Origin of the sequence: Paraburkholderia tropica (assembly GCF_900109265.1) — a bacterium.
Classification (GTDB): domain Bacteria; phylum Pseudomonadota; class Gammaproteobacteria; order Burkholderiales; family Burkholderiaceae; genus Paraburkholderia; species Paraburkholderia tropica.
This window is the reverse complement of sequence record NZ_FNZM01000016.1, coordinates 156,411-182,198: the sequence shown is the minus strand read 5'-3', so window position 1 is coordinate 182,198 and position 25,788 is coordinate 156,411. Positions and strand designations below refer to the sequence as shown.

Annotated in this window: 20 protein-coding genes; 7 read left to right on the top strand and 13 right to left on the bottom strand. The window is 65.5% G+C overall.

The window, feature by feature from the left end:
• Nucleotides 1-40: 40 nt before the first annotated feature.
• The 7 genes from BMY06_RS26305 to BMY06_RS26275 all read right to left on the bottom strand — a co-directional run bounded on the left by BMY06_RS26305 (nucleotide 41) and on the right by BMY06_RS26275 (nucleotide 9,265).
• Nucleotides 41-1,804, bottom strand: coding sequence for a sensor domain-containing diguanylate cyclase (locus BMY06_RS26305; RefSeq protein WP_074986222.1), 1,764 nt, complete (start codon nucleotides 1,802-1,804; stop codon nucleotides 41-43).
• Nucleotides 1,801-2,931 (bottom strand): extracellular solute-binding protein, encoded by a 1,131-nt coding sequence (locus tag BMY06_RS26300; protein WP_074986221.1) that lies wholly within the window; start codon nucleotides 2,929-2,931, stop codon nucleotides 1,801-1,803. The genes BMY06_RS26305 and BMY06_RS26300 overlap by 4 nt, the downstream gene beginning before the upstream one ends.
• Before the next feature lie 335 nt (nucleotides 2,932-3,266).
• A complete protein-coding gene (locus tag BMY06_RS26295) occupies nucleotides 3,267-4,157 on the bottom strand; it encodes a sulfurtransferase (protein ID WP_074986219.1) in 891 nt (296 codons plus the stop codon).
• Nucleotides 4,154-5,371, bottom strand: coding sequence for a phosphotransferase enzyme family protein (locus BMY06_RS26290; RefSeq protein WP_074986218.1), 1,218 nt, complete (start codon nucleotides 5,369-5,371; stop codon nucleotides 4,154-4,156). The genes BMY06_RS26295 and BMY06_RS26290 overlap by 4 nt, the downstream gene beginning before the upstream one ends.
• A 30-nt stretch (nucleotides 5,372-5,401) precedes the next feature.
• On the bottom strand, nucleotides 5,402-6,028 hold the full coding sequence (gene pnuC, locus BMY06_RS26285; RefSeq protein ID WP_074986216.1) for a nicotinamide riboside transporter PnuC: 627 nt from the start codon (nucleotides 6,026-6,028) through the stop codon (nucleotides 5,402-5,404).
• A 68-nt stretch (nucleotides 6,029-6,096) separates the two neighbouring features.
• Entirely contained in the window at nucleotides 6,097-7,020 is a 924-nt protein-coding gene (locus tag BMY06_RS26280; RefSeq protein WP_065060569.1) for an ABC transporter substrate-binding protein, read from the bottom strand.
• Between the two features lie 40 nt (nucleotides 7,021-7,060).
• Nucleotides 7,061-9,265: a TonB-dependent siderophore receptor gene (locus BMY06_RS26275; RefSeq protein ID WP_231957580.1), complete on the bottom strand. Its 2,205-nt coding sequence runs from the start codon at nucleotides 9,263-9,265 to the stop codon at nucleotides 7,061-7,063.
• Nucleotides 9,266-9,628: 363 nt separating this feature from the next.
• On the opposite strand from BMY06_RS26275, the gene BMY06_RS26270 reads away from it, so the two are divergent.
• A complete protein-coding gene (locus tag BMY06_RS26270; RefSeq protein WP_074986215.1) occupies nucleotides 9,629-10,525 on the top strand; it encodes a LysR family transcriptional regulator in 897 nt (298 codons plus the stop codon).
• A gap of 51 nt (nucleotides 10,526-10,576) precedes the next feature.
• Here BMY06_RS26270 and BMY06_RS26265 read toward each other — a convergent pair whose 3' ends face one another.
• Nucleotides 10,577-10,879 (bottom strand): hypothetical protein, encoded by a 303-nt coding sequence (locus tag BMY06_RS26265; RefSeq protein ID WP_065060566.1) that lies wholly within the window; start codon nucleotides 10,877-10,879, stop codon nucleotides 10,577-10,579.
• 192 nt (nucleotides 10,880-11,071) lie between these two features.
• Here BMY06_RS26265 and tkt point away from each other — a divergent pair, with 192 nt between their 5' ends.
• Entirely contained in the window at nucleotides 11,072-13,117 is a 2,046-nt protein-coding gene (gene tkt / locus BMY06_RS26260; RefSeq protein WP_074986213.1) for a transketolase, read from the top strand.
• Between the two features lie 55 nt (nucleotides 13,118-13,172).
• Here tkt and BMY06_RS26255 read toward each other — a convergent pair whose 3' ends face one another.
• Complete coding sequence (locus tag BMY06_RS26255; protein ID WP_124263178.1) at nucleotides 13,173-14,327, bottom strand: pyridoxal-phosphate-dependent aminotransferase family protein; 1,155 nt, start codon at nucleotides 14,325-14,327, stop codon at nucleotides 13,173-13,175.
• A 203-nt stretch (nucleotides 14,328-14,530) separates the two neighbouring features.
• Here BMY06_RS26255 and BMY06_RS26250 point away from each other — a divergent pair, with 203 nt between their 5' ends.
• Nucleotides 14,531-14,998, top strand: a complete 468-nt coding sequence (locus BMY06_RS26250) for a surface-adhesin E family protein (RefSeq protein WP_124263177.1) — start codon at nucleotides 14,531-14,533, stop codon at nucleotides 14,996-14,998.
• A 31-nt stretch (nucleotides 14,999-15,029) separates the two neighbouring features.
• On the opposite strand, the gene ligD is transcribed toward BMY06_RS26250, so the two are convergent.
• Together ligD and ku are read right to left on the bottom strand one after the other, a co-directional pair.
• Entirely contained in the window at nucleotides 15,030-17,675 is a 2,646-nt protein-coding gene (gene ligD, locus BMY06_RS26245) for a DNA ligase D (protein ID WP_074986290.1), read from the bottom strand.
• 44 nt (nucleotides 17,676-17,719) lie between these two features.
• Nucleotides 17,720-18,583, bottom strand: a complete 864-nt coding sequence (ku, locus tag BMY06_RS26240; protein WP_065060563.1) for a non-homologous end joining protein Ku — start codon at nucleotides 18,581-18,583, stop codon at nucleotides 17,720-17,722.
• Nucleotides 18,584-18,756: 173 nt separating this feature from the next.
• Here ku and BMY06_RS39715 point away from each other — a divergent pair, with 173 nt between their 5' ends.
• The gene (locus BMY06_RS39715; protein ID WP_167371423.1) at nucleotides 18,757-18,909 is read left to right on the top strand and encodes a hypothetical protein; all 153 of its coding nucleotides are present in this window, start codon (nucleotides 18,757-18,759) and stop codon (nucleotides 18,907-18,909) included.
• Nucleotides 18,910-18,964: 55 nt separating this feature from the next.
• On the opposite strand, the gene BMY06_RS26235 is transcribed toward BMY06_RS39715, so the two are convergent.
• Both BMY06_RS26235 and BMY06_RS26230 read right to left on the bottom strand, forming a co-directional pair.
• Nucleotides 18,965-21,070 carry a hybrid sensor histidine kinase/response regulator gene (locus BMY06_RS26235; RefSeq protein WP_124263176.1) on the bottom strand — a complete coding sequence of 702 codons (2,106 nt, stop codon included), beginning with the start codon at nucleotides 21,068-21,070 and terminating at the stop codon, nucleotides 18,965-18,967.
• A 130-nt stretch (nucleotides 21,071-21,200) separates the two neighbouring features.
• Complete coding sequence (locus tag BMY06_RS26230) at nucleotides 21,201-23,273, bottom strand: NADPH-dependent 2,4-dienoyl-CoA reductase (protein ID WP_074986209.1); 2,073 nt, start codon at nucleotides 23,271-23,273, stop codon at nucleotides 21,201-21,203.
• 251 nt (nucleotides 23,274-23,524) lie between these two features.
• On the opposite strand from BMY06_RS26230, the gene BMY06_RS26225 reads away from it, so the two are divergent.
• The 3 genes from BMY06_RS26225 to BMY06_RS26215 all read left to right on the top strand — a co-directional run bounded on the left by BMY06_RS26225 (nucleotide 23,525) and on the right by BMY06_RS26215 (nucleotide 25,332).
• Nucleotides 23,525-23,914, top strand: a complete 390-nt coding sequence (locus BMY06_RS26225; RefSeq protein ID WP_065060560.1) for a DUF2946 domain-containing protein — start codon at nucleotides 23,525-23,527, stop codon at nucleotides 23,912-23,914.
• A 101-nt stretch (nucleotides 23,915-24,015) separates the two neighbouring features.
• Nucleotides 24,016-24,927 (top strand): hypothetical protein, encoded by a 912-nt coding sequence (locus tag BMY06_RS26220; RefSeq protein WP_231957575.1) that lies wholly within the window; start codon nucleotides 24,016-24,018, stop codon nucleotides 24,925-24,927.
• Nucleotides 24,928-24,960: 33 nt separating this feature from the next.
• Nucleotides 24,961-25,332, top strand: a complete 372-nt coding sequence (locus tag BMY06_RS26215) for a copper resistance protein CopC (RefSeq protein ID WP_074986207.1) — start codon at nucleotides 24,961-24,963, stop codon at nucleotides 25,330-25,332.
• Nucleotides 25,333-25,788: the final 456 nt, after the last annotated feature.

Sequence of the window (25,788 nt, the reverse complement as noted above, 5' to 3'; positions counted from 1 at the left end):
TCGATTCAATCGATACGAATAATTCGAACGAACGGTTGTCTTATTCGCCGTCGCGAATCACACGTTGTTGATCGGGCGTGTCGCTGGACGCACTCATGCGTTCCCGATAGCGAACGTAATCGGCACCCGGCGACGTCTTGGCGATATACATCGCGGTATCGGCCTTCGCCAGCAATTCTCCGGCATGGTCGCCATCGGCGGGAAACTCGCTCACGCCAATGCTCACGCCCACATCGACCGAATGCGAGCCAACGGGCACGGCCAGGCGCATTGCGGCCTGAATGCGCGCCGCCGTCGAGTCGATCGCATCGGGCGAATGCACGTCGCCCGCGAGGATCACGAACTCGTCGCCACCGAAACGCGCGACGATATCCGTCTCTCGCAGCGCCGCGCGCAGACGCTGCGCCACCACAACGAGCGCGGCGTCGCCGGCGGAATGACCGAAGTGATCGTTGATCTGCTTGAAGCCGTTCAGGTCGACGAACAACACCGCCAGTTTTTCGCCGCCCAGCGCAGCGCGACCGATCGCGAATTCGAGCTGATCCATGAAACGCATGCGGTTCGGCAAACCGGTCAGCGCGTCGTGCCCCGCGAGATGCGTCAACTCTTCCTGACGCGCGTGCAGTGCGTGCACCTGCGAGCGGATCTCGCTGCGCATGCGCTCGAAACAGCGCGCGAGCACGCCGATTTCATCCGAACGCGCAACCGGCAGACGTTGAATCGCCGCGTCGTCGAAGATGTGCGTCACCGCATAGGCCAGCGTGCGCAGCGGACGCACCAGCGCACGCGCGAACAGTATCGCCAGCACGATCGCGATGACGCTCGATATCAGCGCGAGCCACACGATCTGCGCACCCAGCGCGTTGGCGGGTTCGAGCACGTCGCTGAGCGGCCGCGCGAGCCCGAGCGTGACGAAGTGCCGGTCGTCCACGACGCCATATGGCAGGCGCGCGAACGCGAAGACCTCGGCGGGCGGTTCATGCGCGTGCGCGAAACCGTTAAAGGTCACGTTCGACTGGTTGCCGTCGAAGAGCGCCGCGGTGAGCGGGAAAGTTTTCTGCATCAGCACACGGCGCCCGCGCGCGAAACCGAAGGTCTGCGACGGGTCCGGATGCACGAGAAAATCGCCCCACTCGTTCGCCATGTACACCGCGTAATCGGACGGCAAATCGCGTTCGATCCGCTCGAACACGCGCGTCAGATCCACGTCGATCACGAGCACGCCGATGTTGCTGCCGCTCGTGTCCGCGACGGGCGTGCCGATGCGCACCACCGGCTGATCCGGGTCGGACGCCGCGCCGCCCTCGAGTCCGATCTGCGAAAGATAGACGTGCCCCGCATTCGCGGTCAGCGTATCGAACACATAGGGAAACTGGCCTTTCTCCTGCAGCTCGTCGTCGGGCACGACCGTGATGCCGTGCTCGCCGCGCGCGACGCGCACGCGTTCGAGGCCGAAATTCGAACGCGAAATCAGACGGATCTGCCGATACTCGGGATGTTGCAGCATGAAGCCGACGAAAACCTGCTTGAGCCGCGTGCTGCCGAGCCCGGACGCTTCGCCGAGCGCAACCTGCACCGACGACGGCAGCGTTGCGAGCACGAGCGCGTCGGCGGCGACGTCGCCGAGCGCGGCGGTGAAACGCTGGCCGAGGAGCTGCGTCGAGGTCAGCAGGCTGCGCTCCGCTTCGCGCATGAGCAGCCGGCGATTGGCCTGATACGTCGAATAGCCGGTCGCGCCCGACGCCAGCACGCCGATGCACACCAGCAGGATCGAGAGCCTCGCCGTCAACCCGAGCTTGATCATTGCGGGAAGGTCCTCAAGCGATCACCCGATTCGATGCGCTGCCAGAGCGCCTCGCGCTGGCCGATGTTCTCGACGAGTTGCAGCCAGACGAGCTTCGGCCCCGCATCGGACGCGCCGCCGGGCACCGGCATCATCGTGTTCGCAAGCCCTTCGCGCTGCGTCAACTGCTTGCCGATCTCCGGCTCCTGCATATAGTCGAGCCATTGGTGCGCGAGGTCCAGATTGCTGGCGTTGCGCGTGATCGCCCAGCAATCGAGCCAGGCGAGCGCGCCTTCGTCGGGCATCACGTAGCCCACGTCGACGCCCGCCTTGCGCAACTGCTCGACCTGCTGCGTACCGTAATTGCCGAACATCAGCGCCGCGTGATGCTGCACGAACAGCGCCGTGGCCTCTTCGGGCAGTGTGTAATAGGTCAGAAGATTGCGCCGCAAATTCACGAGCTCGCGCGCGACGTCGCGCATCTGCCCGGGCGTCAGATGAAACGGATCGGGATAGCCCAGCGCGAGCGCCGCGAACGAGAAGTTGTGCTGCGCGCTATTGAAATCGAGCACCTTGCCGCGATAGCGCGGATCCCACATCACCCGCATCGAACTCGGCGCGACCGCAAACTGCTTGCGGTCGTAGATGAGTCCCATCGACGACCAGGTGAACGGAATGGCGTATGCGTGACCGGCATTCACGAGTCCGCGAATGTCGGAGAGGCGCTGAAAAAACGGCTGCTGCCAGCGGCGGTTGGGAATTTTCGTCAGGTCGAGCGGGCTCAGCATGCCCGCCTGCGCGTAGCGCGCGATCTCGGCGGTATTGGCCGCGAGCACGTCGAAGGGCGGCGGCACGGCGCTATGCATCTGCGCCCACAGCGCTTCATCGGAATCGACGATGGTGACTTCGACCTTGGCGTGAAAGCGCTTTTCGAACGCCTGGACCCAGTCGTCGTCGGCATAGCCGGGCCACGCGAGCACGCGCAACACCGACTGGCGCGGCGTGTTGGAGTCCGCAAGGGTGCCGGTCCAGAGAAAGCTCAAGCCGAGAATGACAACGGTGACGGGCGTCACCCATCCACGCTTGCGACAACGACTGCCCGCACCCGGAATGACCCTGCCAACGACGGTAGTGAAGCGTCGCCACATGTCGCCAACTTATTCGATGCCGTTTTAAGGTTCCGCGTCGCACGGTCCCCTTTTTGACAGAACGAAGACATGGCTTCGCTCGCCCCCGATTCAAAGCGGGAAGCCGATATCGACGATATCGAATATCACACGTGCCGGATTCCCGACGCATATTCTATCGAAGAAAGAAAATGAGAATATGCGTTTCGGGTTTTTATCCACACTGGAGAAAAACGGTCGTTTTAAATGGGCGATTCGTGTAGTGCGGATTGCTGTTTCGTGGATGGAATGGCGGCGTAATGAAGAAGTCATTGAATTGGCGATGACTACACCGCGCGCCGCTCATCGATTCGACTTCACCTCGCTGCCGCCACCATCGCAAGCGCCGGGTCCGCTGCCCATTCCTGCAACGATCCATCGTAGATCGAGACATCGTCGCGGCCCGTCAAGGTCAGCGCGAGTGCATCCACGGCGGCTGAAATTCCGCCACCGCAATACACGCAAACCGGCTGTGCGCGATCGAGCGCGCCCAGCGCCGCGTGCAAAGCGGGAACCGCCGCGTACCGCCCGCTTTCATCGAACAGCCCGCGTGCGGGCACATTCACACTGCCCGGAATATGCCCGCGCCGCGCATAGCGGCTCGCCGAAACACCCGAAAACACCTCAGCCGACAACGCGCACACCAGCGTGCTGCGAACCGCACCCGCCACGATCGCTTCGACATCGGCGCGGTCGGCCCACATCCCTGCGCGCTCGCGCACCTCGATATGCCCGCGCGCCACCGCCCTTCCCGGCCCGCTTTCGACCGGCAGATCCGCCGCCCGCCAGGCGCGCCAGCCGCCATCGAGCACACGCGCATCGATGCCGATCCAGCGCAGCATCCACCAAAGCCTGGCGGCCCAGAATCCATCGGCGCGATCGTAGATCACCACGCGCGATCCGTTGCTCACGCCCAGCGTTTCAAGGCCGTGCGCGAGCGCGGACGGCGCAGGCCGCATGAACGACAGCGTTTCATGCGGCGCGCTCAACACGGCGCTCAGATCGGCATGACGCGCGCCCGGCACACGTTGCGCGAGCCAGCCGTCGTAACCGCTCGCCACGCGGTAATCGCCGTCGAAACGCGGCGACGGCAATTCCACATGCGCGTCGAGCACCACGAGATCCGGCTCGCCCAACTCGCGCGCGAGCGCCGCCGCTTCGACCAGCACGTCGGCGCGACGTGTATCGTGTGTCTGCTCAATACTCATGCTTTGGTATCCTGACGATATCGATTTCGTAACCACGCAAGCAGACGCATGCCGTCCTCGCTCTCGAACCAGCGCGCGTGCCCGATCAGATAGCCATCGTACGCAGCGTTCACTCCCGTTTCATCGCCAAGGATATCGTCGAAATACTCGACTTCGAGCAGCGCGAATTCGGTGTGCACGATCGGCAGCAGCGCGATCAGCGCTTCGTGCTCGGCCTCGCTCAACGGCGCGAGCGACGCGTAGCCGTCGAGCAGCGCGGCGATCTGCTCGTACTGCACCGTGCGCGTTGCGGGCGCGGCGAGCCAGTCGATCGTATTGCGCTCGATGGCAAGCGCGAGATCGTAGACCGCACAGGTGCGATCCGCGAGACCGAAGTCGAGCACCGTGCGCACCTGCGCGCCCGGCGCGGCATCGGTCCACAACAGGTTCGACGCGTGCCAGTCGCCGTGCGTCCACTGAGAGCGAAGCGCCGGCAGCCACGGCACGAGCCGCGCGTGAGCGGGCGCGATGACCTCGGCGATATCGGCGCGCCAGTTGTGTTTCGCCAGCGAGCGCGCGAGGCCGGGTTGCGCCTGCACCCAGGCGTCGAGCGTCGGTTCGAGCGTCGGCGAACTCAGCACGCGAAAGCTCGACAGCAACGGCTGAAACGCGCGCGCGGGCGCGTCGTAATCGGCGGCGGCCAGATGCAGACGCGCCAGCGTGCGGCCCGCCGACCACGCGTGGCTCGCGTGAAAAAACGGCTTCCACGACATCACGCCGCGATACGCGTCGAGTCCCGGCGCGGCCGCGTGCACCTCCCAGGTCCAACCGTCCTGCGCGATGGCCGTGCGCCCCGCGCGATCGGCGAGCACCTCCGCGACCGGCACGCCGCGACTGCGCAGATGCGCGATGAAGCCGTGTTCTTCCGCGAGGCCCGCAACGCTGCGCAAACGCGCGTGATGACGCTTCACGAACCACGCGCGGCCATCGAGCGTATGCGCGAGCACCGCCGATGAAAACGGCCGCGGGCTGTGCCACGCGATCTTCGCGAGCGGCGCGAGATCGGCAAAACCGGCGAGCAGGCGCTCGACTTCGTCACGCGTGATGAGCGGCCAGTCGCGCTCGGCCTTCTCTCCGTCGACTGTGAATTGCGGCGCGGCGCGCGCGGCGGCGTCGCGCGTGTCGGCTTTCGCGGCGGGGTCGATATCGTGATCGTTATCTTGTTCGTGCTTCATGATGTCGATGATCTCGTTGGCGTGGCCGCATCAGACCCGGCTGCCCGACGCCGCATACGCGGCCTGCTCGGCATCGGCACGCAACGCACGCGACCAGTCGCGCCAGCCGAGCGCCGCAAGCAGCAGGAACAGCGCATACAGCCCCGACGTGAGATACAAGCCCTTATAGATGAACACGCCCACGTAGATCACATCGACCACGATCCACAAGGTCCACGACGCGATGTAGCGCCGCGCGGTCCAGTATTGCGCGACCAGACTGAACGCCGTGAGCGAGGCATCGACCCAGGGCAGCGCCGCATCGGTGAAATGCGCCATCGCCGCGCCGAGCAGCACGCTGCCGACCACCGCCGCGAACAGGTCGGGCGCGAGACGCGCGAGCGTCAATCCGCCGACCGGCACGACCGGCTGCGCGTCGTCGCTCGCCTGCTGCGCGCCGCCGCGCTGTTGCGCGAGCCAGCGATGCCAGCCGTAGAGTTGCAGCACCGCGAATGCGCCTTGCAGGAGCGCATCGGAATAGAGCCGCGCGTCGAAGAAGATCCAGCCATACAGCGCCACCGAGGCCAGCCCGACCGGCCAGCACAGCATCTTGCGGCGCGCCGTGAGCCAGATGGCGAGCGCGCTGACGATAACGCCGATGATTTCGAGTGCGGACATGATGTGTAGAACGTTCCTTGTCGGGTAGCGGGTACGTACGGGCGGGTGCGTACGGGCTTGTGCGTCGTTTATTGCCGCGTATCGTCGGGCAGAAAGGCGTTGGTAAATGCGTGCGGACTCTGCGAGGCGTCGCGCAGCACGCCATGCCGGCCAAGCCATTGCGCGTAAGGATGCACGAGCGCCTCGCGCTGCACGCCCCACGTGCCGTCGTGCGTCCACGTGGGCGCGATCAGCGGCAGCGAGCGCTTGAGCAACGCGCGCGGGAAATACGGAATCACGCGCTCCAGCGACGGCAACGCCCGCTCGGGCTCCTGCGCGACCGCCAGATAGCCGCGTCGCGCCGCCGCCAGAAACCCGCGCACGAGTTCGCCGCGCGTTTCCAGCGTGTCCTCGTGCGCGCCGAGCAGATAGCTATGATAGGCGGGCGCGCCGATTTCATCGACCGGCCAGATGCGCCGCTCGTCGTCCGGCACGCGCGAGGCGAACAGCGTGTCCCACGCCCAGTAGCTGCCGAACGAGGCGTCCGCCTCGCCGTCGAGAAAGCTTTCGGGCGGCAGTTCGCGCACCCCGCTATCGACGATGGTGATCGCATCCGGATCGCCGCCGTCGTGCGCCACGAGATGGCGCACCATCGCCATGCCGCGCGGCGTCGGGTTCAGCGCGAGACGCCGTCCCGCCAGATCGCGCGGCCGTTCGATGCCGGTGGCCGCGACGGTCTGGATCGTCTCCAGCGCGCGATGGTTGATCGCCGCGATGCCGACGAGCGGATGGCCCGCCTCGCGCTGCACGAACAGGCGATTGCTCGGGAACACGCCAAAGTCCACGTCGTGGCGCGCGAGATGCGCGAGCGCGTCGCCGCGCGCCGGGTCGGGCACGACGATTTCGACGTCGAGTCCCGCCTCGGCGAACCAGCCTTCGTCTCGCGCCACATAGAAGCCCGCCGCATTCGTCCACGGATGGAAGTACTCGAGCATCAGGGTCATTCGGGTCATGCAATTTCTCCAGCGGCCACGGCCACGCGAACGGAAGTCATCAGAAGTCGTAAGTCACGGACAGACGCGCCGTGCGCGGCGCGCCGAGGAACAGATACGCGTCGCCCTGCTGCTCGCCCGCATCGCTCCAGTAGTAGCGGTTGAAGAGATTGTCGACCCACAGGCGCACCACCGTGCGATGGCCCGCGAGCTTCGTCGTGTAGCGCGCGCCCGCGTTGAACACGATCCAGCCCGGTACGCGCGCCGTGCCTTCCTCGTTGGCGTTGCGGCTCGAACTGTATTCGATGCCGCCGAGCAGATCGAATCCCGCGAGGCCCGGCACCGACCAGTCCGCGTTGAGCGCCGCGCGCAAGGCCGGCACGTTGATGACCTGATGTCCTTCGTACGCGGGCGTGCCCGAATCGTAGGCGCGCGCGCGAATCGCCGCGACGCTCGCTGTCACCGACACGCGCTCCGTCACGCGTCCCGACGCCGACAGCTCGATACCGTCGTGACGTTCCGTGCCGCGCTGCACGAAGGTATAACCGGCCTCGGACGCATCGGGCTCGGCATACTGGAACGGCTTGCTGATCGAAAACACCGCCGCCGTGAGACTCAGGCGATTCGCCCAGTCGTACTTTGCGCCGATTTCATACTGATGCGACTCGACGGGCGGCAGGAACGCATAAGCATTGCTCGCACGCACGGGCGCCTGATCGCCGAGCGACAGATCCTTGCTGTACGACGCATAGAGCGAGAGCGGCGCAACCGGCTTGTAGACCAGCGCGATCTGCGGCAGCAACGCCGATTTGTCGGTGCCGGTCTCCGGGCCGTCCTGGCTCGTCCACGCTTTCTGGCGCAGGAACACGGCGCGGCCGCCCGCCAGTACTTCCCAATGCTCGCCGAGACTCACGCGGTCGGTGGCGAACAACGAATACTGCCACGCGTCGAGTTGCGGATACGACACGCTCGGCGAATTCGGCGACGGCGCGAAGTCGACATCGTCGCCATAGATGTTTTCGCTGCCCACGTAGTCGTAGACCGCATCGGACAGATGCACCACGCGATGCAGCGCGCTCGTGCCGAACAGCACGTCGTGGCGCAGCGGACCGGTCGTGAATTTGCCGTCGACGGCCACGCGCATTTCGTCGTTGCGGCGATATTCGCCGGGGCTGCGATAGTCGTAGACATCGTAGTCGCCGTTCGAGCTGAAGAAGTACGGCGACGTGCCGCCCGCGCCGCAACTCGACACGTAATAACAGCCATACGCGAACGCAACGTTATCGTCGATCATCGTGCGGCTGCGGCCGGCTGCCACATACGCGCGCCAGTTGTCGTTGAACGCGTAGTCGAAGCGGCCGTTGATGTTGAGCGCGTCGGTGGTCACGGGTTTGGCCCAGGACTGCGCGCCCAGCAGTTTCGACGACGACACCGCCGACGGCACCACCGTGCCGCCCAGCAATTGATAGCCCGACGCCGAACGCTGAATCCACTGCTGGAATTCCGCGTTCAATTGCAGGCTCGCGCGCGGATCGATGTTCCAGTCCGCCGCGATCGAGCCGAAGGTGCGCCGGCCGTTCGTGCCGTCGATATACGAATGCATGTTCTCTTTCGCGGCATTCACGCGCAGGCCGAACTGATCGTCGGGACCGAAGCGCCGCCCGAGATCCACGGCCGCCGATGTCGAGCCGCGGCTGTCCACGCCGGCCGTCACGCTCGCCACATTCTCGGGGCGCTTGCTCACGTAGTTGACCACGCCGCCCGGCGAAATCACGCCGCTGTCGATGCCCGCGAGACCCTTGAGGATCTCGACGCGCTCCTTGTTTTCGAGCGCCACCTGCTGCTCGCCGGACAGCGTGAGACCGTCGAGCCGATAGGCGCTCGCCGGATCGAGCGCGAAGCCGCGAATCGAAAAGCCCTCGTAGTAGCCGACCGGCGCGTAATCCTTGTTCACCGAAGCATCGTTGCGCACCACGTCGCTCAGACGTTTGGCCTGCTGATCGTCGAGCTGCGCGCGCGTGACGACCGTGATCGACGCGGGCGTATTCTGCAGCGACGCATTGTCGTAGCCCGCGACCGACGCCGTGCGGGCGCGCCATGCGTTGCCGCTCGCGCCGTTGACCGTGACGGTCGGCAACACCGCGTTACTGGCCGATGCGGCCACGGGCGGCGCGGCCTTATCAGCCGGTGTTGTCGGTGTTGCTGCTTGTGCCTGATCCGTCTGATCGGCTAGCGCTGCGGTGGCCGCGATCACATTCGCCGCCATCAGACCCACGCTCAGACCGACACCAACGCCCACGCCCAGACGCACAGGCCGCGCGAATCGCCGCGCCACGACGCGCGGTACGGATGCCGCGCGTGATCTCCCCGAATATCGTTTCATGTATTTCCTGCTGATGGTTCCGCCCTTGAACGAATGACGGCGCGATTGCGTTGACACGCATAAAGCCGCATTCGCATAGGGATTTGCGGAATAACGAAATCACCGTTTGCAATATATGAATTGCATGGCACTCCGACTCAAATGTGCCCGCTATACTGCGCGAAACGGCATTCGAACATAGCCGCGCCGCGCGGTCCAATGACTTGTTGTCGTTGTGGTGATAACCGGCGGTGATAACTCGCGGATATGAACTTCCATTTACTCAAATCCTTCGTCACGCTCGCGAACTCGCTGCACTTCGGCACCGCCTCGCAAACGCTCAATCTCTCGCAGCCCGCGCTCACCAAACAGATCAAGCGGCTCGAAGACGATCTCGGTGCGCCGCTGTTCCATCGCGACCGTCACGGCACGGCGCTCACCGAACTGGGTCGCTACTTTCTCGGCGAAGCGCGGCCGCTGGTCGAGCAGGCCGAACGCGTGTTCTCGCAGGGCAAGCGCGCCGCGCGCGGCGAAGTCGGCCGCCTCGCGATCGGCTACAGCTTCTCGACGGTGGACACCGTGTCGCGCGTGCTGCCGCGTTTTCGCGCGCGGTTTCCCGACGTCGACGTCACGCTGCACGATCTGTCTTCGGCGGAACAGATGGAACGGCTGCTCGAAGGCAGCCTTCAGGCGGGGTTCGTGCGTCTGCCCGTGCAGGCCGGTCTCGCGCACCGGCGCATTCTTTCCGACCGGCTCGCGCTCGTCGTGCCGCGCACGCTCGCGCACACCATCACCGGTTTCGACGTCGAGGCGCTGCGCACGCTGCCGTTTCTGATGCTGCAACGCGCGCGTGCGCCGGGCCTGCACGACCACATCGTCCGATTCTGCGCGTCGCGCCGCTTCGAGCCGCACTCCGTGCAGCACGCGAACGAGTCGCTGACGATCCTTTCGCTGGTCGGCGCGGGGCTCGGCGTGTCGATCATGCACGAGTCGGCCTTGCATTCGCCCGGCGACAAGGTCGTGTGCCTGCCGATCGAAGATGCCGACGCCCGCTGGGACGTCGGTCTTACGTGGCGCGACACGGGTGCCGATTCGATCGTCGAGAACTTCGTGGCCCTGCTGCCGGAAGCCGATGCGAAGGCGTGGATCTTACAGGAAAGCTGAGGCGGCGGACCGAGCCTCCGGGGTTGCCGGTATCGCCGCTGTCGTGCCGTCTCACGCGCCAGGCTTCCTTCTGACCGGCGGGCTGTTGTGGCCGCGCGCGCCGGACGGCAGCCCTTCGTCGCCCGATCCCAGCGGCACTTCGGCCGTCTGCTCGGGGTGCGGGCCGCCTTCGCGCGGCATCACGTCGGGATTCGGTTCGGGCTGATCGAAGCTGCCCGGCGCGCCGCGCGCGGGCTTCTCGGGATTGTCGGGTTTCGCGGGTTGCTGATCGCGCGCATTCGTCGCGCGCGTCGAATGCGCGCCCGCTTCCTCGTGGGGCGCCGACGGGGTATCCGACTGGGTATCCGGTTCCATGATGCGTTGCCCTCCTGTGGCAAAACGTAAGCTCATCGCCGCATGACACGTTCCCGTCGCCGCTCGCTGAAGCGGCGTATCGTCAGTGCTTGTTACCCCGCTCAGCACCCTCGACACCCGCCGCACCGGCACGCAACTTGCGCGACCGCCTATTCGTCATTCGCCAATCCGCCATCCGAAAGAGGACCTCCCATGACCGACCAGACCGCCAGCGGCAGCGCGCCCGCGCACGCCATTCCATCGCCCCGGGACCCGCATCTGCGCGCGATGGCGAACTGCATCCGCTTTCTGTCGATGGATGCGGTCCAGAAAGCGAACAGCGGCCACCCCGGCGCGCCGATGGGTCTGGCCGATGTCGCGACCGTGCTGTTCCGCGACTTCCTGCGCTTCGACGCCGCCGAGCCGCACTGGCTCGATCGCGACCGCTTCATCCTCTCGAACGGCCACGCGTCGATGCTGCTTTACAGCCTCTTTTATCTGACCGGCTACAAGGACATCACGATCGACGAATTGAAGCGTTTTCGTCAGGTCGGCAGCAAGACCGCCGGGCATCCCGAGTATTCGCACGCCGCCGGGATCGAAACCACGACCGGGCCGCTCGGCCAGGGCATCGCGAATTCGGTCGGCATGGCGCTGGCCGAGCGCATCCTGAACGCCAGTTTCGGCGACGAACTCGTCGATCACCACACCTACGTCTTTCTCGGCGACGGCTGCCTGATGGAAGGCGTGAGCCAGGAAGCGATCTCGCTCGCCGGCCATCTGAAGCTCGGACGCCTGATCGCCTTCTGGGACAACAACTCGATTTCGATCGACGGCGCGACGAGTCTCGCGGTTTCCGATAACGAAATCGAGCGCTTCCACGCCTCCGGCTGGCAGGTGCTCGAGATCGACGGCCACGACACCGACGCGATCCGCGACGCCATCACCACCGCGCGCGCGACGCAAGACCGCCCGACGCTGATCGCGTGCCGGACGATCATCGGCTTCGGCTTTCCGACCAAGGCGGGCACGCAGAAAGCGCATAGCGACGCGCCCGGCGAAGAAGAAATCGCGGGCGCGCGCAAGATTCTCGACTGGCCGTCGCCGCCGTTCGAGATCCCCGACGATCTGTTGCGCGAGTGGCGCGCAATCGGCGCGCGCGGAAGCGAGGCGCGGCTCGCGTGGAATGAACGCGTCAAGCAGGCGCCGCCCGCGTTGCGCGACGAATTCACGCGCCGCAACGAACACCGTTTGCCGCCGGACTGGAAATCGGCCATCGCCGCGGCCCGCCAGGCCTTCGTCGAAAAAGGCGACGCGATCGCCACGCGCAAGGCCAGCGGCGACGTGCTCGACAAGCTCTTCGACGCCATCCCCGAACTGCTCGGCGGTTCCGCCGACCTCACGCCGTCGAACAACACGAAAACGAAGCATCAGGTCGAGATCAAGCCCGGGCAATATGCGGGCTCGTACGTTCACTACGGCGTGCGCGAGCACGGCATGGCCGCGGCCATGAACGGCATCGCGCTGCATGGCGGCCTGATTCCCTACGGCGGCACGTTCATGTGTTTCTCGGACTATTGCCGCCCGGCGATCCGCCTGAGCGCGATGATGCGCATCCGCTCGGTCTTCGTGATGACGCACGATTCGATCGGTCTCGGCGAAGACGGCCCGACGCATCAGCCAGTCGAACACCTCGCGGCGCTGCGCGCGATCCCGCAACTGGCCGTGTACCGCCCCGCCGATCCGGTCGAAACGGCGGAATGCTGGGAGCTGATTCTGGACACTCCGCGCCGCGCCGCGCTGATCGCGCTGTCGCGCCAGCCGGTGCCGCTGCTGCGCAAGGATGCGAGCGGCGAGAACCGCTCGGCGCGCGGTGCATATGTGCTGCACGAAGCCGAAGGCGGACCGCGCAAGCTCACGTTGATCGGCACCGGGTCGGAGCTGCAACTGGCCGTGGCGGCGCGCGAGATTCTGCAAAGCGAAGGCGTGCCGACCGCCGTGGTGTCGATGCCTTGCCGTCTGCTATTCGAAGAACAGGATCGCGAATATCGACGCGCCGTGCTGGGCGAATCGCCCGCGCGAGTGGCGGTGGAAGCCGCCGTCGAGCTGGGCTGGGATCGCTATATCGGACCCGAGGGGCGCTTCGTCGGCATGCACAGCTTCGGCGAGTCCGGCAAGATTCAGGACGTGTACGCCAAGTTCGGCATTACGACCGATGCGGTCGTGAAAGCGGCGCGCGAGTCGCTCGCGTCGTCGTAACGTAAAAGGGGCAGGCGCGCACGCCTGCCCCTCGAACATCGCACGGAAGACGACTTCAATCGACCGTCTTCAACGCCTTCGCGAAACGCGCGACCGCGCCTTCGATGTCGTGCAGCTTGTCGAGCCCGAACAAACCGATACGGAAGGTTTTGAAATCGGCCGGTTCGTCGCATTGCAGCGGCACGCCGGCGGCGATCTGCAAACCCGCGTCGGCGAACTTCTTGCCTGAGCGTATGCCGTCGTCATCGGTATAGCAAACCACCACGCCCGGCGCTTCGAAACCTTCGGCGGCCACGCTCCGGAAACCGTGCTCCGCGAGCAATGCGCGAATGCGCGCGCCGAGTTCGAGTTGCTCGGCCTGCACTTTCGCAAAGCCGTAGCTCTCGGTTTCCTTCATCACGTCGCGCAGTATCGCGAGGCTGTCCGTGGGCATCGTGGCGTGATATGCAAAAGCGCCGCCCTCGTAGGCTTCCATGATCTGCAGCCATTTGCGCAGATCGCACGCGAAACTCGTGCTGGTGGTCGAGTCGATACGTTCGCGCGCAAGCGGGCTCAACATGACCAATGCGCAGCACGGCGGCGCGCTCCAGCCCTTTTGCGGCGCGCTGATCAGGATGTCGACGCCGCTCGCCTCCATATCGACCCACACCGTTCCCGACGCGATGCAGTCGAGCACGAACATCCCGCCCTCGGCATGCACGGCGTCGGCCACCGCGCGCAGATACGCATCGGGCAACAGCATGCCGGACGCGGTTTCCACATGCGGCGCGAAAACGAGATCGGGCTTGTGTTCCTTGATGGCGGCAACCACTTCGTCGATGGGCGGCGGCGCAAACGCGGCCTGGTGGCCCGCCTCGACCGGACGCGCCTTCAACACCACCGACTCCGACGGGATGCGCCCCATGTCGAAGATCTGCGTCCAGCGATAGCTGAACCAGCCGTTGCGGATCACCAGACATTTTTTGTCCGTGGCGAACTGCCTCGCAACGGCTTCCATGCCGAACGTTCCGCTACCCGGGACGATCGCGACGGCCTTCGCGTGATAGACCTTTTTCAGGCTCGCGGAGAGATCGCGCATGACGCCCTGAAAGCGCTGCGACATGTGATTGAGCGAGCGATCGGTGTACACCACCGAGTACTCGAGAAGCCCTTCGCGGTCGACATTGGGAAGTAAACCAGGCACGCTCGCCTCCGTTAAAGGATGAACCATGAGAGCAGCATGCTCGCTTCGATCATGCCGTGACGAAGATCGATTCTAGCGAAAGCCGGCGATGCGTGGGGATGGTGCGACGCAGCAGATCCGGCGTGCGGATTTCCGCGCGCGGCAAGCGAAACCGCTTGCCTCTGCCACAGGCGCTTACAATGGCGATCGCTCGTCGCCGCCCGGCAAGCCGACTTATCCGCAGAGACCCTATGAGTACCGAAGCGTCCACCTCACGTCGTCCCACGCGCGCCCTGTTGCCCCGCTCCGCGCAACCATTGCTGACCTGCTTGACCGGCCTGATGCTGGCCGTGGCCGCGCCCGTGGCCCACGCCGCAACCTGGACCCCGGTCGGCTCGGTGCCCAATACGTGGACTGAATCGGTGGATACGTCGTCCATCGTGCGCGAAGGCGCGATTCGCCGCGCGTGGGTGCAGATCCGCTACGACCGGCCCACGGCCGTTGCGCATGGCGTTGCGCCTGCCTCGTTGCTCAAGCAACGGGTGGCCTTCAATTGCACGAAACACCAGGCGTCGCTGATGACGCGCCTGAGCTACGACGCGCAAGGCCAGTTGATCGATCGCGTGGACATGATGCCCACGGTCGGCGCAGGCAAGTTCTTCGACGTCGATCCCGACACCGAGTGGGACAACGCACTCACCGCCGTGTGTGCGCATTGAGCGCACATGAAATGCATCGCCGACAAGGGCGTCATTCGCCCTTGAGCAACGTCCACATGGCCGCCGTGATGCGCTGCTTCGCATCGGCGTAGTCGTGCCACGGATCGGTGCGCAGCGCGTCGAGGCGCTCACGCAGGTTCGAAACGTTCCACTGATCGCCGCTCGTCACGCGCGGCAGCTCGTCCCAGGCGATCGGCGTCGAGACGCCCAAGCCGGGACGCGCGCGCGGCGCGTAAGCCTCGATTGCGGTCGCCCCGCGCCCGTTGCGCAGATAGTCCACGAAAATACGGCCCTTGCGGTTCTGCGGCCCCATCTTCGCGCTGAAGCGATCGGGTAAGGTCGCGGCCATATGCCTCGCCACGGCCTGCGCGAAGTCCTTCGCTTCGTCCCAGCTGCTGTGGCGCGTGATCGGCACCACAACGTGCAGCCCCTTGCCGCCGCTCGTCTTGCACCACGCACGCAGACCGAGCGCCTCGAGCAATTCGCGCGTGAGTTGCGCCGCTTCGCGCATGCGCGCCCAGTCGAGCGACGGATCGGGATCGAGGTCGAAAATCAGACGGTCGGGCTTTTCGATATGGCTCGCGAGCGCGTTCCACGTATGCAGCTCGATCGTGTCCATTTGCGCGGCGCCGATCAGCGCCTCGAGACTGTCGAGCGTGAGCAGCGGCGCGTGTCCGGGGTCGAGATCGGCATGCTGCGTCGCATGCGGAATCTGCAACTTGTTCGCGTGCTTCTGGAAAAACAGTTCGCCGTCGACGCCCTTCGGCGCACGCACCAGCGCGACCGGGCGATTGCGCAAACCCGGCAGCAAATGCGGCGCGATCCACGCGAAATACCGCACGAGGTCGATCTTGCGCGTGCGGCTGCGTTCGTCGATCACGCGCTCGGGATGCGTGATGCGCACGCCTGAAACTTCGTCTTCCACGTTGTCTTCCTTGTCGATGGCGTGTGCAGGCGACGATGCACGCGCCTTCACTTTCACAGGCTGGGACTGCGGCTCCCGAACGATCGATGCCGCCGCCTTGTCGCGACGCAGACCGACGAACGACGCCTGACGCACCACGCCCGCGCTCGTCCAGGTCTTGAAACGCACTTCGGCCACGAGTTCCGGTTTCACCCAATGCACATGCGTGCGCCGCTCGGCCGCGGGCACCTCGGCAAACGGCGTGGTCTTGCGCGTCCGCGTTTTCAACTCGCGCGCGAGTTTTTCCAGCAAGGCCGTATCGAAACCGGTGCCGACGCGACCCGCATAGTGCAACGCGCCCGCCTCGTCATACACGCCGATAATCAAGGCGCCGAAGCCCGTGCGGCTGCCCGCCGGTTCCGTGTAGCCGCCAATCACGAACTCCTGCCGACGCGCACAACGCAGCTTGAGCCACGACGCGCTGCGCGTGGACGTATAGGCGCTTTCGCGTCGCTTCGCGACGAGCCCTTCGAGATTTGCGGCGCACGCGGCTTGCAGTAAGTCGTCGGGATCGCCGTCGAATGCAGCGGAAAAACGCAGCACGTCCTGATCGCCGCGTTCGAGCAAGGCGGCAAGCTGCGCGCGGCGCGTTTCTAGCGGCACCTTGCGCAAATCGAAACCGTCGAGCCAGGGCAGATCGAACAGCCAGAAAACGATGGCGTCCTCATGCCCTTCTTCGAAGGCGTTTTGCAGCGCCTGAAAATCCGGTACGCCTTGATCGTCGAGGACGACGGCTTCGCCGTCGAGCCACGCGGAATCGATATCGAGCGCGGCAAGCGCTTCCATCTGACGCGGAAACTTCGCGCTCCAGTCGAGACCGCTACGCGTGAAAATGCGTACAGCGCGCCCGCCTTTCTCACGCCGGTCGACGCGGGCGAGCACGCGATAACCATCGAATTTCAGCTCGTAGAGCCAATCCTCGCCTTTCGGCGATGTGTCGGCGGGCGTGGCGAGTTGAGGCGCGAACGTGTGCGGTATTGCCGCGCGAACCGCGCCGGGCAGCTTGCTGAGCGCGGTTTGATTCAACGGTTTTTCAGCGGCTTTCGAAGCCCGTTTTTTCGCGGCGCCCGAATCGGCCAACGTGTTTTTCATTTTCACCGCATCGCGCGCTTTCGTTTTTGCCGGAGTCTTTTCACGCTGGTTCGCATGGCAGTTTCTCTCGCCGCGCTCGTCCGTGACCTTGAAAGCGTCCTCGCTCACCGCATCGTCGTCGCGTTGCTTGATGAGGAGCCAGCGCTCCTGCTTGCTGTCGCCCATCGGGCTACGCACCAGCGCCCAGCCGCCGTGCAGCTTGTCGCCATTGAGCGTGAATTTCAGATGGCCATGCGCGTATCCCTCGCGCGCGGCGCGCATGCCGCCTTCGGGTTGCCAACTGCCGTGATCCCAGATCTCGACGGTGCCGGCGCCATAATGACCCGCCGGAATCGTGCCTTCGAACGCGCCATATTCGAGCGGATGATCTTCGACATGTACGGCGAGCCGCTTCACCGACGGATCGAGACTCGGGCCTTTCGGCACCGCCCACGACTTGAGTGCGCCGTCGAGTTCGAGCCGGAAATCGTAGTGCAGCCGCCGCGCGTCGTGGCGCTGAATCACGAACGACGCGCTGCCGTTGCGACGCGCACGCCCGCGTGTCGGCGCGGGTTCAGGCGTTTCATTGAAGCGTCGTTTTGCTTCGTAAGCCCGCAGATTGCCCGATAGATTGCGCTTCATCGCGACCATCCTGTTTCATTGGCGCAGCATTCGTCGCACCATCGTCACGCCGCGCGCTTCCCGCGCCGGGGCGTGCTCTTGCGCGGCGGCGAATCGTTGCTCGCCGCGCCGTTGCGTTTGCCGAGACTGCGTTTGAGCAGATCGGAAAGATCGACAATGTCGGCGCTGCGACGCTCGTGCGCGGGCGCATGCACCTGCTCCACTTCGTGCGCCTTGCCCTCACGCACCTTGCGCTCGACGAGCGCGAGAATTTCATCGCGATAGGTGTCGTGATACGACTCCGGCTGCCACTCGGTCGTCATGTCGTCGATGAGCTTGCGCGCCATCTGCATCTCGTGCGCGCTGACGCCCGCTTCCTTCGCGGATTTCGGCAGCGCGGGAATCGCTTCGTCCTCGCGCACTTCGGTCGACCAGCGCAAGGTCTGCAATGCCAGCGCCGGACCGGTGGCGACCAGCGCCGCCAGATGCTGACGGCTGTGCATCACCACGTTCGCAATGCCGATCTTGCCGCTCGCCGCCAGCGCATCGCGCAGCAGCGCATAGGTCTTGCCCGCGCGCTTGTCGGGCGCGAGCCAATACGGCGTGTCCAGATACAGAAACGAAACCTGCGCGGCTTCGACGAACGCGAGAATATCCACGGTCTGCGTCGCTTCGGGACTGGCCGCTTCGATTTCCTCATCGGAAATCACCACGTATGCGCCCTTTTCGTATTCGTAACCGCGCACGATGTCGTCGCGTGCGATGGGCTTGCCCGTGCGTTTATTGATGTTCTGATGACCGACCGGATCGAAACTGCGGCGGTCGAGCAGACTGAAACCGGTGCGTTCGCTTTGCGTGGCCGGATACAGTTCGACGGGCACGTAAACCAGTCCGAAACTGATAGCGCCTTTCCAGATTGCGCGCGGCATGATGGCCTCCTGTCGCCTCGTCGGGCATGGGGAATCTGCATTGAGCAAACACGATGCCCGCCGTGCGCTTCAAGTCGTCCGCGCACATGTCTCGAAACGTGCGCGCGGCACGCCGCATGCGTGCATGAGTGCTTCATTCCTCAACATAGCCGCTATCTGCGAAGGAGGTCGTCATGCCGCTCAACAAAGGCAAATCTCGCGAGGCAATCTCGAAGAACATCAAGACGGAAATGAAGGAGGGCAAACCGCAAAAGCAGGCGGTTGCTATTGCCTTGAATCAGGCGCGTAAATCGGGCGCGAAGATTCCGAAGAAAGCGAAGCATTGATCCGATCATCAGGCGCAACACGCAGCGGCGCGTTTTCACTCACGCGCCGCGAGCATCATCGCCCTGCTTTGGCGAGCGCGCGACGCAGTGCATCGAGCGTCGCCGGCTTGACGAGATGATCGTCGAAACCGGCTTCGAACGCGCGCGCGCGATCTTCCGGCTGGCCGTAACCCGTCACCGCGATCAACACGACGTGCGCAAGATCCGGCGTCGCGCGCAGACGCTGCGCCATGTGATAACCGTCCACTTTCGGCAAGCCGATGTCGAGCACGATCGCGTCCGGCGCGAACTGGCGCGCCGACGCGAGCACGGCATCGGAGTCGTACACCGCCGTGGCCGCGTGACCTTCCGCTTCGAGCAGCATGACGAGCGAGTCGGCGGCATCGGCGTTATCGTCGACGACCAGCACGCGCAGCGGGCCGCTTTGCTCCAGCGGCGCATCCGCCTCCGCTTCGAGCGTCGTCGCATCGCAATCGGCCAGCGGCACTTCGAGCGTGACCGTGGTGCCGCGCCCGACGCCGTCGCTCGTCGCGTACGCATGACCGCCATGCATCTCGATCACTTTCTTGACGAGCGAAAGCCCGAGCCCCAAGCCGCCTTGCGCGCGGTCGAGCGTGCGCTCGCTTTGCACGAACAGGTCGAAGATATGTTCGACCAGTTCCGGTGCAATGCCCTGCCCCGTATCGCGCACGCGCAGCACGCCGAAGCCCTCGCGCTCGAACGATTCGATGCGCAATTCGCCGCCTTTGCCGGTGTATTTCGCGGCATTCGTCAGCACGTTGACGAGACATTGCACGAGCCGCTGCGGATCGCCGTCCACGCGCGCCGCGCCCTCGCTCGTCACCGTGAGCCGATGCTGCCGCTCGCGGATCAGCGCATCGACGCTCTCCAGCGACTGCGCGATGATCTCCTGCAACAACACGCCGCGCTTGTTCAACTGCACGCGGCCAAGTGTGATGCGCGACATGTCGAGCAGATCGTCGACAAGACGGCTCAGCACCGCCGCCTGGCGACGCAGGATTTCGATGCAGCGTGCCGCCTGCGGCCCGGTGAGTCCCTCGGAACCCAGCCGGTCAGCGACATGGCGTATCGGCGCAAGCGGATTGCGCAACTCGTGCGCGAGCATCGCCAGAAATTCGGTTTTCTGGCGATTCGCGGCTTGCAGCGCCTCGCGTCCGAGCGCGCTCGCGACCACGGCTTCCACGCTCGCCGCGACGAGATCGAAAAACGCGCGATAGCTCTCGTCGAGCACGCAACGCGGACTCACGCCCAGCACCGCAATGCCGCAGATATCCTGCACGCCCGCACGGCGCAACGGAATCGCCAGCGCGGAAAGCGGCGCTTCGGGCCAGCCGCCCTGCGCGTCGCCGCTCCAGTCGAGCGACGTCAGCATGAATTCGCGCGACTCGCCTTGCGCGAGCACTTCCCGCAGCGGCCACGCCTGCGCCTGCGCGTCCGCGAGCGTATGCAGGCGCGCCACGAGCGGCGCGCCGAGCCGGCTGCTCGCGACGAGTTCGAGTTCGGTGCGCCCCGTCGGCGCGGCGTAGATCGCCGAAAACGGCACGTCGTAGCCGTTCGCCGCCAGCACGTCGGCCGCGCACTCGCAGGCCGCCGCGACCGCGCCTTCGTCCGTCGCGCAGGTGCTCAGGCCGCGCAAGGTCTTGAGCCGGCGTTCGCCCTGCATGCGCGGCGTGGTTTCGCTGCACAGGCAGAACACGCCGGCCACCGAGCCGTCGTCGGCGTAAAGGGGTTCGTAGGCGCAGCTCGCATAGACCTCCTCCTGCGCGAGATGGCGCGCGAAGAAGACCTGCTCGTCTTCGCTCAAGGCGGTGTTGCCGCTGTGCATCACGCCTTCGATGCGCGCGCCGAGTTGCGGCCAGGCGTCGGGCCAGCCCGCGGCGCCCGGCAGGCCGAGCACGCCGGGATGCTTGCCCGCGCCGAGGAACGGGATATAGGCGTCGTTGTAGAGCACGCGCGCGTCGTCGCCCCACCAGATGGCGGCGGGCGCGTGCGCGCCGAGGCACAGACTGAGCGCCGCGCGCAGCGGCGGCGGCCAGTCCGCGAGCGCGCCAAACGGCGTCGCGTCCCAGTCGAAGTCACGCACGCGCCCCGACATCTCGCTGTTCCCCCGGATGAAACTCGCATTCCGTGCGCCAGACACGCTTCCTCCTGCATTCGTGGATGATGTGACCCTTCGCTCGCTGACGAAGGGCGCAAGTTCCAGTCCTGAGCGGTGCGCGCGGTGAAAAGGCTTGCTCCGGCGCGGCAGCGGGTTTGCGTACGGCGCTGGGTCAGAGTTCGACGGCGAGCCGCGTGGCCTGATCGATGGCCCGCAGCGCGTCGAGTTCGGCGGCCACGTCGGCGCCGCCAATCAGCTTCGCGTGGATGCCGCGCGCCGCCAGTTCGTCGAACAGCACGCGGTTCGCGTTCTGGCCCGCGCACAGCACCACGTGATCGACGGCCAGCGTCTGCGCCACGCCATCGACGCGATAATGCAGCCCCTGATCGTCGATGGCGTCGTAGGCCGCGCCCGAGATCGTCACGAGATTCGCGCGGCGCAGGCGCGCCTTGAGAATCCAGCCCGTCGATTTGCCGAGGCCCTTGCCCGGCGCTTCGGCCTTGCGCTGCAACAGGTGCACGCTGCGGCGCGGTTTGGCGGGATTCGTCGCATTCGTCGCATTCGTCGCATTCGTCGCATTCGTCGCGTTCTTCACCTTCGTCAAACCGCCAGTGCCCGCGCCGGCATTTGCGATATCCACGCCCCACGCGCGAAAGAACGCCTCGGGATCGAGCGATTCGCGCCCATCGCCGAGCAGATATTCGGCGACGTCGAAACCCATCCCGCCCGCGCCGATGATCGCCACGCGCGCGCCCACGTCCACCTTGCCGGTCAACACGTCGACGTACGACACCACCTTCGGGTGATCGACGCCCGCGATATCGGGCACGCGCGGCGTGACGCCGGTGGCCAGCACGATCTCGTCGTACCCGGCGTCCGCCAGCGCCGCCGCGCTGACCGCTTCGCCGAGCCGCACGTCCACGCCGAGCTTCGCGAGCCGCGCCGTGAAATAGCGCAGCGTTTCGTTGAACTCCGCCTTGCCGGGCACGACTTTCGCCATGTTGAGCTGGCCGCCCAGACGCGGCGCGGCCTCGTAGAGCGTGACCGCGTGGCCGCGCTCCGCTGCATTCACGGCGAACGCCATGCCCGCCGGGCCGCCGCCGACGACCGCCACGCGTTTCGCCACGCGCGCCCGGCCCTCCGGAAACTCGATCTCGCGCCCCGCACGCGGGTTCACGAGACACGTGGCCGTGCGCTCGGTAAAGATGCGGTCGAGACACGCCTGATTGCAGCCGATACAGGTGTTGATTTCATCGGCGAGACCCAGGCGCGTTTTCTTCGCGAACTCGGGATCGGCGAGCAGCGGACGCGCCATCGAAACGCAATCGGCCACGCCCGACGCAATCAGTTCCTCGGCCACCTCGGGCATATTGATGCGATTCGACGCCATCACCGGAATGCTCACCGCGCGCTTCACGTTGCGGATCGCCTCGCGCCAGGCCGCCCGCGGCACCGAAGCCGCGATCGTCGGCACGGCCGATTCGTGCCAACCCACGCCCGTGTTGATGAGATCCGCGCCGGCCGCTTCCACGCGCTGCGCAAAGGTGGCGATCTCCGCGCCGCTCAAGCCGCCTTCGACGAGATCGATCGACGAAATCCGGTAGATCAGCATGGGCGCCGCGCCCAGCCGCTCGCGCACCGCGCGCACGACGTCGAGCGCGAAACGGATGCGCGCGTCGAAGCTGCCGCCGTAGGCGTCGTCGCGATGATTGGTGGCGGCCGCCGCGAACTCGTTGATCAGATAACCTTCCGAGCCCATGATTTCGACGCCGTCGTAACCCGCCTCGACGGCGAGCGCGGCCGTGTGGGCGAAATCGGCGATGGTGCGGCCGATGTCGTCGAGGCTGAGCGCGCGCGGCGTCCACGCGTTGATGCGCGCCTTGATCGCCGACGGCGCGACGCACTCGGGCACCTTCGCGTAACGGCCCGCGTGCAGGATCTGCAACACGATCTTGCCGCCCGCCGCGTGCACCGCGCGCGTGACGGCGCGATGCTCGTCGAGCTGTTCGGCGCGGTCGAACAGCGGGCCGCCCGCTTCCATCACGCCCTCGGCGTTCGGCGAAAAACCGCCGCTCAGGATCAGGCCGATTTCCCCTGCCGCGCGCGCCGCGTAGAACGCCGCGAGGCGCGCGTGCGGACGGTCGAGCGTTTCGAGCCGCGTGTGCATCGCGCCCATCACCATGCGGTTGGGCAGCACGGTCTGGCCGACCGCAAGCGGGGTCAAAAGCCGGTCGAAAATCGACATGGCGGATGTCTCGATGTTGTTGTGGGGTATCGTGCGTACTCTAGGGTGACGGGCGTTTTACGTCAATATCTTGACGTATTTTTGCGGCCTTATGGAATTCAAATCGCTATGAATATCGAATACTCAAGTACCAATAAGGAAATACATTGCCTATTTACGCAGTGTCGCACCTTGCCCGCGCCAGACAGCCCGCCGCCGCACGCATGGCATAATGAACGCCTCGTTTTTTCCCGTCTCGTTCGCTGATCACCGTGCGCCGGCTCCGCCTCCAGTTCGTCAGTCTATTAGGAACGCTCGCGATCCTGCTGACGACGTTCGCGCCCGTGATTTCGCATCTGCTCGCCGCCACGACCGCCGCGCCGGCCGGCATGGCGGCCATGCACTGCAACATGCCGTCGATGCGCGGCGCGACGATGGCCGCGCACGGCGACAACCAGGCCAACCCGCACGCCAGCCCCGGCGACATGCAGGACTGCGGCTACTGCAACCTGCTCGCGCATCTGCCCGTGGTGCCGGGCGTGCCGATCGCGCTGCCGCTCGCCACGCGCCTCGTGCACGCGCGCGTGGCCGCGCGCTTCGGCAGCCAGCGGCGCATCGAGCCGCTCACCTTCGCGCTCGCGCGCGCCCCGCCACTCGCCTGAACGAAGCCTGACCGTTTGCGCGGCCCCGCGTTTAGCGTGCCGCCGCGCGTTCGCGCGCGCCATCCACACGGCGCGCGACCCTCTTCGTTACAGGACGCTTCATGTTCCCAACCTTGCCGTGCCGGAGCGCGTTCGACGCGCCCGCACGACGCCGCGGCGCGTATGCGCTGACGCTCGCGCTCGCTTGCCTCGCGCTCGCACCGCACCTGGCCCACGCACACGCAATCGCAGGCGATCGTGTGTTTCCCGCGACCCTGTCCGTCGACGATCCCGGCGTCGGCGACGAAGCCGACCTGCAATTCGGCCACCAGCGCGTGCCCGGCGACGCGGGCGACCAGAGCGTCAACACCTTCGACTTCGAATACGACAAGCTCATCACGCCGCGCCTCGCGTTCTCCGTCGACGGCGGCTACGTCATGCAGAACAACCCGACCGCGCACGGCTTCGACAACTTCGGCGTCGGCCTGAAATATCTGCTCTACGTGAACGACGCGCACGAATTCATGACCTCGGTGGGCGTGGACGCCGACATCGGCGGCACCGGCAGCCGCGCCATCGCCGACAACTTCTCCACCATTTCTCCGACGATCTACGCAGGCAAAGGCATGGGCGACCTGCCCGACGCGCTCGCGTGGCTGCGCCCGATCGCCATCACCGGCGAAGCGGGCCCGGCGCTCACCACGGGCGGCGGCCAGCCGAACGCCTTCAATTACGGCTTCACGTTCCAGTACAGCCTGCCGTATCTGCAGCAGCACGTACACGATCTCGGCCTGCCGCAACCGCTCTCGAACCTGATTCCGCTCGTGGAGGTGCCGCTCTCGCGCAGCCAGGGACAGACGACCGGCACCGTGAATCCCGGCTTCATCTGGATGAACCGCTACGGCCAGCTCGGCATCGAGGCACAGATTCCGATCAACCGCGCGAGCGGCTCGCACGTGGGCATCCTCGTGCAAACGCATATTTTCTTCGACGACGTGGCGCCGCACAGCATCGGCAAGCCGCTCTTTCAATAACCCGCAGCATCGAGTTTTATCGAGGACTTCATCATGACTTTCAACGCTATCCGTTCGCTTCGCGCGCTCGCCGCCATCGCCGCTCTCGCAGGCGCGCAACTCGCCTGGGCGCACGCTTATCCGACGCATCAAACGCCCGCCGCCGGCGCGAGCGTCGCCGCGGGCCAATCCACCGTCACGATCGATTTCGACGACGAACTCGAACCCGCATTCAGCTCGATCGACGTCACCGACGCCGCGGGCAAGTCGGTGATTCACGATAAGGCCGCGGTCGACGCGAGCAACAAGAAACGCATGTCGGTGGCGGTGAATCCGCTCGGCGCGGGGCAATACGCGGTCAAGTGGATCGCCGTGGCCGCCGACGGCCATCGCACCACGGGCCACTACAGCTTCACCGTGCGCTGAAATCGCGGCGCGGGGCGCGATGATTATTCGCGCCATTAATGAAAAATATAAGAACGTTGAAATTGACTTGAAGGGCCGCAAGGGCGAACACTATGGTGCCGCCCTTGCTTTCTGGAGCCCTTCCGATGAATCGAAGTGAAGCTGTGCGTTCGCACGCATTGCTTGGCGAAGTGCACCGCGCCGTGATCGAATCGATACGCGAGCACTCACGGGTTAATTGAAATGGAACGTGAGACTGCGATCGTTGACGGGCAGATCGAATTTCAGCGGGACATGGCGTAGTCGCGCGGCCCCGCTGCGCACAATCATTGAATCTTCGTCTTCGAACGTTATGGCGAAAGCCATCAAGCACCAGAAGGAGCGTGGGCAAACCCGGCCATGCTCTGATAAGTAGAATTGCTGCAACGGCAACACGCGCCAGTTGTCTGAATCATCCTCAGAGTGGCACGTGCTGCG